Consider the following 8,806-nt stretch of genomic DNA (forward strand, 5'->3'; position numbering starts at 1 on the left):
TACTACTCCATACTCATTCTTAAAGGCTTTAAATGCACTTAACTCTACTTCCCTTGTTAAAGTCCTTAAAGAATTTAGGGCTATAACTACTTCCCCCATAGTATAATCTGGAGTAAAATGAGTCATTCCAAAATATTTTTCGGGATAATGAGATTTTTCTCTTAGTTCTTCCTTTGTCATTCCTTGAAGGTTAAAGTCTACAAGCTCTTCTTCAAGAACTTCACATCTTAAAATTGTGCGTACAAAGTCTAAGATTTCTTGAAGATCTTTAACAACCAAGGTTTCACCTAATTTATTACATAATATTTGAGTTTCTAAGATTTTTCCCTCAAGGGTATCTACCTTTCCTCTAAATATTATTATATTATGATCTTTAAAAACTAAAGTATTTCCTTTTAAATGAGTCATATGTTCAGGTTTTTCCTTAAGATGAGCTCCAAATATTGTTTCAAATTTATATTCATCAATAACTACATTCTCTTTTGTTTCTTCCTTTTTGTCTTCTATTACATCAACATATTTTAACTCTATGTTATGCTCTATTAAAAAGGACTTAGCAGAAGGTGTAACTATATCTTTCTTCAAAACTTGAAGTTCTTTTAACTCTTTTAGGTTGTCCTTCTTCAATCGTTTTCTAAGTTCACTTTCTGTAATAAGGCTCATTTTCTCACATCCCTTACTAGATGTATAGATGTGCTGAAAATTTCAGCACATCTATTTTAAAATATTATTCAGTAACCTTTGGTAATATAGTGTCTACTTCAAAGTGTGGTCTTGGTATTACGTGAACTGATACTAATTCTCCAACTCTTTCAGCAGCTGCAGCTCCTGCATCTGTAGCAGCCTTAACAGCTCCTACGTCTCCTCTTACCATAACTGTTACAAGTCCGCCTCCTACTTGCTCTTTTCCAACAAGTGTTACGTTAGCAGCTTTAACCATTGCGTCTGCTGCCTCTATTGCTCCTACTAATCCTTTAGTTTCTATCATTCCTAATGCGTTTGCGCTTGCCATAATAAAAATCCTCCTTAAGATTAAATAAATTTTTTTATTTTTTATTATTTTTTATTATTTTTTATTATTTTTATTTGTTTTTTTATTTTGCTATTTTAATTCAGCTAATATTCTCTTTACTAATAAGTTTATTAGCTCTTCATTTTGAGAAGCGTTTCCTAAAGTTTCTGAAGCCTTAACTTCTTCTACTTTATCTCCTCTTAAGTCCTCTATTTCAAGAACTCCATAAGTTATTCTCTTAATATTTATTAAGTTTAGTGGTCCTATGTTGTCAGAAGTTGAACTTCCTCCAATAGCTCCACATCCTAGAGTAAGAGCTGGTATTATGTTAGTTGAAGCTCCTATTCCACCTAAAGTTCCTGGAGTATTAACAAGTACTCTTGAAACTGGAACTCTAAGTCCAAACTCTCTTATAACTTCTTGATTTTCTGAGTGGATTCCGCAAGTATGACCTGCTCCCTCATTGTTTAAGATTTCTATGCATCTTTCAATAGCATTTTCTAAGTTCTCTTCTACATAGAATGCTAAGATTGGTGCAAGTTTTTCTTTTGAATATGGTGCCTTAGCCCCAACTTGTGTTTCATAAGCAATTAATACTCTTGCTTCCTTTGGAACATCAATGTTTGCAAGTTTTGCTATAGTTTCAACACTCTTACCAACTATTTGTGGATTCATTGTTCCATTAGCTCTCATTATATATTTAGAAAGCTGAACACTTTGATCCTTAGTTAGGAAGTATGCTCCTTGCTTCTTAAGCTCATTAACTACAGTTTCTTCCATACATTTTTCAACAATTATAGATTGCTCTGATGCACAGATTGTTCCATTATCAAAAGTCTTAGAATCTAATATTCTCTTAACTGCTAAGGAAACATTAGCACTCTTTTCTATAAATGCTGGACCATTTCCTGGACCAACTCCTATAGCAGGAGTTCCTGAAGAGTAAGCTGCCTTAACCATTGCTGAACCACCTGTAGCTAATATTACTGATACATCATTATGTTTCATTAATACATCAGTAGCTTGCATAGTAGGTACAGTTATACATAATATAGCGTCCTTTGGACAACCAGCTTTTTCAGCTGCTTCACTTATTATTCTAACTGTTTCTAATATACAGTTCTTAGCACCTGGGTGTGGAGAGAATACTATAGTATTTCCCGCTTTTATTGATATCATAGCTTTGTATATAGCTGTAGATGTAGGGTTAGTTGAAGGTATTAATCCAGCTACAACTCCCATTGGAACTCCAACTTCCATTACCTTCTTTTCCTTATCATCACTTAAGATACCAGCAGTTTTTACATCCTTCATAGACTCATATACAGCCTTAGATGCGAAGGTGTTTTTTATTACCTTATCTTCCCACTTACCGAATCCAGTTTCTTCGTTTGCCATTTTAGCAAGCTTAACTGCATTCTCATATCCTGCATCAGATATAGCCTTTGTTATTTTATCTAATTGCTCCTGGCTCATTTTAGCAAGTTCTTTTTGAGCCTTCTTAGCTCTAGCTATTAAGTTTCTTACTTCTTGTATAGAAACAAGATCTTTATCTAGTAATTCCATTAGCTTTCCTCCTTAAGAAAATCTGTTATCTTTTCGATAAGCATATCTTTTTTTGCAAACTTAATTTGCTTATTTGTCATAGATGAAATCTTAAGTTTTGAGGCAAGTCTTCTAAGATCTTTCACCTTTAAATCCTTAAGCTCTTCTATGGAAGGAATTCTATCTACATTATTTAAAGAATCCTTTATGTCTGTTTCATCCTTAGTTGTCAAAATTATTTCTTCCTTAGTTACTTCTTCAGGAGTAGCATTATTAACTACGGCTTCTGTAGTTAAGGTTTCTTCTTTCTCTAAGGATTGTTCTTCCTTTGATTCTTCTTTAAAAGAATCCTTAGAATTGTTTTCTGTTATATCTATTTCACATTCTTTCTTATCTTCTAAAAGTATCTTTACTGTATCTTCATGTAATCTTGGGATAACATGACTATGAAGGAATACTTGAAGTCTTTCTGATGCCTTAGCTCCTGCATCTACTGCGGATTGTACAGCTCCAACATCTCCTGTTATCTTAACTGTAACTATTCCACCTTTTATTTTTTCACAGCCTATAAGTTCCACATTAGCTGCCTTTAAAGCAGCATCTGCTGCCTCAATAGCTCCTAAGTATCCCTTTACTTCAATTAATCCTAAAGCTTCTATATCCATTATCTATCCTTAATTAATAGTTTGTTGGATTTTCAGCAACAAATTGTACTGCATCTGCAAAAGCATCACAAGCTGCCTTACATGCTGATTGGCTTCCTGTAAGTAGGGCACCTCCAAAGTTTGTTTCTGATGGTGGTGCAAATAAAGTAGCCATTCTAACATCTGCTGCTTTTAAAGCTGCATCTAAAGCATACATTGCTTCAAGAGGAGGAGCAATTAAATAAGCTAAGGCTTCTCCCTCATTTATTCCTGCTATCTTAGAAAGATAAGAACCTGTTCTAGATACACAGTGTGCAAAATATGGTATAGAGTTATCATCATTTGCACTTAAGAAATGAGCTCCACTCTCCATAAAATCAAGTACTGCATTCATTCCACTTCTAACTTCTGCTGGGTTTGGACCTGCAATAATCCCAATAACTTCTCCAGCTAATTTTGTAGATGCATTACCTGCTCCACCATACATTGATCTTGCATAAACAACTTCTACATCTGCTGATTTTGTAGCTTCATCTAAAGCTGTATAAGTAACATCATCCATATCAGCTGTTATTAATCCAAGGCTCTTATGATGTGGTGCAAGTTCTAATTTTTCTGCCATTTCTGGGCTTACATTTGATATTAGCTTTACGCTTAGAACAGTTGGACGAATCGCTTCGTGTTTCATCTGTTTCCCTCCATCCTTAAAGTTTTAAATCTATTCCAGATGCCTTTTTATCTATCATAGTCTTTATAAGTTCTGCTACGTGAGCTCCAGCTTCAACCGCTGTAGTTCCACCCTTATGGATGTTTGATATAACAGTTCTTCTAGCTTCTGGCATATTAACTGTTGGCTTGTATGCTATATATGCACTCATAGATTCTGCTGTTACAAGACCTGGTCTCTCTCCTACTAGAAGACAAACAACATCTGCTCCTGTAGCTTCACCTATTGGGTCCATAGAAGGTACTCTACAATGTTTTACAAATAGAATCTCTCCCATTTCTAATCCATAAACCTTAAGACCTTGCTTTATAGATGGAAGTATATCCTCAAGGTTTGCTTCTATAGCAGCAGAGCTTAATCCATCTCCTACTACCATTTGAACCTTCTTGCCAGTTCCACACTTCTCTTTTATAGTCTTAAGAGTTTCTTCTGAAAACTTTCTTCCAAGATCAGGACGAGTTATATATTCATCCTTGTCTCTACATAATGTTTCAACTGATATTAAATTATTATTCTTTACAAACTCCTCAGAAACATAAGAGAAAACTGAGTCTTGTGCTGCTGCGTGGTCTGCTCTTACTCTTAAAGCAGTTATAGTTTTATATCTAGCTCCAGCTCTTCCAACTCCAAGTCTTGCAGGAGTTCTATCTTTCATCTTAAGATATCCCTCTCTGTCCTTTGGATTGTTAACAAGAAGTTGCTTCTTTAAATCTATTTCTGTAATGTCTGGAATAAACTCATCATTACTTACTAAAGATTCAGCACACTGTTTAGTAGCTTGTTCTATAGTTTCTTTACTAGCTTCTCCAACCATTTCTGTTAATAGCTTTTGTACCATTTCTTTTAATTGATTTTCATTCATTACTTACAGTCCTCCTATCCTAAGAATATGGATGCATCTCCAGCTTTGCTTGTAAGCTTACCATTTTCAATGAATCCCATTTTTTCCATCCAACCTTCGAATTCCTTTGTAGGTTTTAATCCTAAAAGTTCTCTTAAAGATGCTGTTTCATGATATCCAGTTGTTTGATAGTTAAGCATTACGTCGTCTCCATGAGGAATTCCCATAAAGTAGGTACATCCTGCAGTAGAAAGTAGTACTGATAGATTTTCTATATCATTTTGATCAGCCTTCATGTGGTTTGTGTAACAAGCGTCACATCCCATTGGTATTCCTGTAAGTTTACCCATGAAGTGGTCCTCAAGACCTGCTCTTGTAACTTCCTTAGCATCATATAAATACTCTGGTCCTATAAATCCAACAACAGTGTTTACTAGGAATGGATCAAACTTCTTCGCAAATCCATAACATCTAGCTTCCATTGTTACTTGGTCTACACCATGGTGTGCTTCTGAAGAAAGCTCAGAACCTTGTCCTGTTTCAAAGTACATTACGTTTGGACCTGATGCAGTTCCATGTTTTAATGCAAGTTGTCTAGCTTCTTCTATTGTTTGTGCATTGAATCCAAAAGCTTCATTACCCTTTTCTGATCCTGCTATAGATTGGAATATTAAGTCTGTTGGTGCACCTTTTTTAATAGCTTCCATCTGTGTTGTAACGTGAGCAAGAACACAAGTTTGAGTTGGGATTTCCCACTTTTGCTTAAATTCTTCGAATCTCTTTAATACTTTAGTTACACTTTCAACAGAGTCATCAACTGGGTTTAATCCAAGAAGAGCATCCCCTATTCCATAAGTTAAACCTTCCATTAATGAAGCTAAAATTCCATCTGGATCATCTGTTGGATGGTTTGGTTGAAGTCTTGCAGATAAAGTTCCAGTTTCTCCTATAGTAGTATTACAGTGAGCTGTTACTTTTATCTTCTTAGCTCCATATATTAAGTCTAAGTTAGACATTATCTTAGCTACAGCAGCTACCATTTCAGAAGTTAATCCTCTTGAGATTCTTCTTATATCTGCTCCTGTTGTATTTTCATCTAATATCCACTCTCTAAAATCTGATACTGTCCAGCCCTTTATTTCTCCATAGATTTTTTCATTTACTGAATCTTGGATTATTCTTGTTACCTCATCTATCTCATAAGGTACAGCTGGATTATTTCTTAAATCTCCTAGAGTAAGGTTTGATAAAACAACCTTTGCAGCTACTCTTTCCTCTGAGGATTCAGCAGCCACCCTAGCTAATTTATCTCCTGATTTTTCTTCATTGGCCTTTGCCATTACTTCATTTACTGTTTTAAATTCATAAGTACGACCAAATAGTCTTGTCTTTAAAATCACTTTGTATCCTCCTTCCAATTAGTTGAAAACTAATGTCTTTACAACTACAGGTAAAACTTTTCCTTCAGCAATTGGTTTTCCAATATCGATATAATCTCCATTTTCAACCTTTATGCTATCTATGCATATTACATCCTTTTTGAAATCCATTAAGGAGTAAATAGCTTGTCCAAGAACCTTTGCCATATCACTTTCTACAACAATCACTAGAGGAAGTTTTCTTGAAATAACCTCTTCAAGTCCTTTGCATATGCCCTCAGCATATCTTTGAATATCCTTAAAACTAGGATTCTTCTCTCCTTTAAGACCTAATGCAACCTTTTGAAGATCATTTTCTAGTTTAAACCATTCTAGCTTTTCTTTTATGGCAGTTTTAAACTCTTCTACCCCTTGAGATTCATCCTCTAAGGATAGTTTTATAATTGGTAGATTCTTCATAGGGAAACTATCTTGAGTATAAGTTATAGTGCTTCCACTTATTTCTGTGGTGTGAGAACCAGCTCCAACCACTGTGGCTCTTATAGTTTCTAGGGACTTTAAAAGTTTTAAGTCACTACATAACCTAGACTCTTTAATAGCTTCTCCTAATAGAATTCCTACATCACCATACTGAAAATAATCAGATATTGGATGCTCATTGTATATATAATCTGCAACTCCTCCTGAGAAGGATATGCATATTATTTTCTCTTTTAGTGCTATAGATTTATTGGTTACTATATAATTAAAGTAATCATCCTGATCTGAAAGACCAACACTTGCTTCTAGGTATTTTACCATTTCATTTATAATTGGCATTAATTTTTCTTTTGTAGCTATATCTCCAAGGCTTATATTAAAATTTTTATCCTTTATGATTTTCTCAATCTTTGGAGAAATATAAGTTATTCTCTTTGAAACATTATCTACCTTAATTAGTCTTCCACCTACATCTAAGCATCCTGTTTCTTTCACATCGCCTCTATTAAATAGAGCTAGATTACTTGTTCCACCTCCAATGTCAATATTAACAACAGTGGTGGACCTTTCTTTGGAATAAATGTGTGCTCCTGCACCCTTACCAGAGATAATGCTTTCAAGATCAGGTCCTGCTGTTGCCACAACAAAGTCTCCTGCAAAACCACTTAAGGTATGTAAAACCTCATTAGCATTTTCTTTTCTTGCGGTTTCTCCTGTTATGATAACTGCCCCTGTCTTTATTTCATTTTTATCTATAGAAGCTTTTTTATATTCAAGTTCCACTATATCCTTAACCTTTAAGGCATCAATTTCTGTATTAGAAACTAAAGGAGTAAAGTGTACATCGCTTCTATATATGATTTCTTTATCAACTATTGAAATTCTAGGCACTGAGAAGCTAGAGGCTGTATTTTCCACTATCAGCTTTGAAAAAACCAGCTGAGTGGTTGAGGTACCAATATCAATACCAACACTTAATAGTTCTTCTCTCATTTTTACACCTCCAAAACTAAAAAGGCTTAAAGTTATAACTTAATCAAGGGACATTAACTTTCCCTTATGTTATAACCTTAAGCCTCTTTGCTTAAATCTTAGCTACTACCACGTAGCCTAGTTACATTTTAAAGTCTATTTTTACTTTTGTTCCTCTATTACTAGAGTCTATGGATATTTCACCTCTTAATTTGTCTTTTACATAACTCTTTACAATGGTAAGTCCAAGGCTTTTACTTCTTACACTATCTTCTTCAAAGCCTACTCCATTGTCAATTACAGCCATTTGCTTTTTATCACCATTTCCCTCAACTATTATATATATATGACCTTTTTCTTTATTCTTAAATCCATGATCATAAGAATTTTGAATGAGTTCATTTATTATAAGGGAGATAGCTGTGGCCCTATCACTGTCTATTTGAAAATCTTCTCCTATGACATTTATGTCTATAACCTTACTGATATTATTAAAACTTCTCTTTATATTGTTTGTTATAGCTGTTATAACCTCTATAATGTTGACATTATCTGAAACCTCTTGAGATAAAAGTTCATGGGTTGATGCTATAGCAAGTATTCTACTTACGCTTTCCTTCAAACATTCCTTTGCTTCTTCACTTTCACATCTTCTACTTTGAAGTCTTAAAAGGGAAGCTATGGTTTGAAGATTGTTTTTAACCCTATGATGTATTTCCCTTAATGCAACAGATTTAGAAACAATTTGTGCTTCTTTTTCTTTTATATCCGTTATATCTTTTATAATAACAACTAAGACTAATTCTTCATGGTTTAAAAGAATTGTTTTAAAACTAAAGTAAGATTCATTAACTTCTGCCTCTTTGGAAATAATACTATTTTCCTTAGAGAATAAATTTTCTAATACAGTAATAAAATTTTCATCTCCTATGGATAAATCATTATAATGGATATTATTTTTAGATAAATCTTGCCCTAAATTTTTATAATAAGTTTCTGCTTTTAGGTTTTTTACTTTTAAAAAACCTTCATTATTGAATATTAATATAGCGTCATCTAAAAAGTTAGTTAAAGAAAAACTTAAGTTGTTTAAACTATTAAATGTAGTCATAAGTGATTCTTCATATTTAGAGTTATTTTCTAAATTAAAGTCTTTAATAATTTCACTACATATATACTCCTCAAGAAATAATAGTACTATAGTCT

General features: G+C 33.6%; 9 protein-coding genes. All 9 read right to left on the reverse strand.

The window, feature by feature from the left end; translation table 11 throughout:
* Positions 1-663: cobalamin adenosyltransferase (locus AB2369_RS08460; RefSeq protein ID WP_367666044.1), on the reverse strand; the 663-nt coding region annotated here is incomplete at its 3' end.
* 64 nt (positions 664-727) lie between these two features.
* A complete protein-coding gene (gene eutM / locus AB2369_RS08465; protein WP_367666045.1) occupies positions 728-1,012 on the reverse strand; it encodes an ethanolamine utilization microcompartment protein EutM in 285 nt (94 codons plus the stop codon).
* 90 nt (positions 1,013-1,102) lie between these two features.
* Positions 1,103-2,578 carry an acetaldehyde dehydrogenase (acetylating) gene (locus AB2369_RS08470; protein WP_367666046.1) on the reverse strand — a complete coding sequence of 492 codons (1,476 nt, stop codon included), beginning with the start codon at positions 2,576-2,578 and terminating at the stop codon, positions 1,103-1,105.
* Positions 2,578-3,222 carry a BMC domain-containing protein gene (locus AB2369_RS08475; protein ID WP_367666047.1) on the reverse strand — a complete coding sequence of 215 codons (645 nt, stop codon included), beginning with the start codon at positions 3,220-3,222 and terminating at the stop codon, positions 2,578-2,580. Before AB2369_RS08475 ends, AB2369_RS08470 begins: the two co-directional genes overlap by 1 nt.
* Positions 3,223-3,235: 13 nt before the next feature.
* Positions 3,236-3,889, reverse strand: a complete 654-nt coding sequence (eutL, locus tag AB2369_RS08480; protein ID WP_367666048.1) for an ethanolamine utilization microcompartment protein EutL — start codon at positions 3,887-3,889, stop codon at positions 3,236-3,238.
* A 16-nt stretch (positions 3,890-3,905) separates the two neighbouring features.
* On the reverse strand, positions 3,906-4,790 hold the full coding sequence (eutC, locus tag AB2369_RS08485; RefSeq protein WP_367666049.1) for an ethanolamine ammonia-lyase subunit EutC: 885 nt from the start codon (positions 4,788-4,790) through the stop codon (positions 3,906-3,908).
* Positions 4,791-4,804: 14 nt separating this feature from the next.
* On the reverse strand, positions 4,805-6,169 hold the full coding sequence (locus AB2369_RS08490; protein ID WP_367666050.1) for an ethanolamine ammonia-lyase subunit EutB: 1,365 nt from the start codon (positions 6,167-6,169) through the stop codon (positions 4,805-4,807).
* Between the two features lie 18 nt (positions 6,170-6,187).
* Positions 6,188-7,621, reverse strand: a complete 1,434-nt coding sequence (gene eutA, locus AB2369_RS08495; RefSeq protein ID WP_367666051.1) for an ethanolamine ammonia-lyase reactivating factor EutA — start codon at positions 7,619-7,621, stop codon at positions 6,188-6,190.
* Positions 7,622-7,742: 121 nt separating this feature from the next.
* Positions 7,743-8,806: sensor histidine kinase (locus AB2369_RS08500; protein WP_367666052.1), on the reverse strand; the 1,064-nt coding region annotated here is incomplete at its 5' end.

It is taken from the genome of Clostridium sp., assembly GCF_040797585.1.
In the GTDB taxonomy this organism is placed as follows: Bacteria; Bacillota; Clostridia; order Clostridiales; family Clostridiaceae; genus Clostridium_Z.

Bases quoted from the DNA above. Each gene is read 5' to 3' on its own strand.
- eutA (WP_367666051.1), bottom strand. From the start codon at position 7,621: ATGAGAGAAGAACTATTAAGTGTTGGTATTGATATTGGTACCTCAACC.
- AB2369_RS08475 (WP_367666047.1), bottom strand. From the start codon at position 3,222: ATGGATATAGAAGCTTTAGGATTAATTGAAGTAAAGGGATACTTAGGA.
- eutL (WP_367666048.1), bottom strand. From the start codon at position 3,889: ATGAAACACGAAGCGATTCGTCCAACTGTTCTAAGCGTAAAGCTAATA.
- eutM (WP_367666045.1), bottom strand. From the start codon at position 1,012: ATGGCAAGCGCAAACGCATTAGGAATGATAGAAACTAAAGGATTAGTA.
- AB2369_RS08470 (WP_367666046.1), bottom strand. From the start codon at position 2,578: ATGGAATTACTAGATAAAGATCTTGTTTCTATACAAGAAGTAAGAAAC.
- eutC (WP_367666049.1), bottom strand. From the start codon at position 4,790: ATGAATGAAAATCAATTAAAAGAAATGGTACAAAAGCTATTAACAGAA.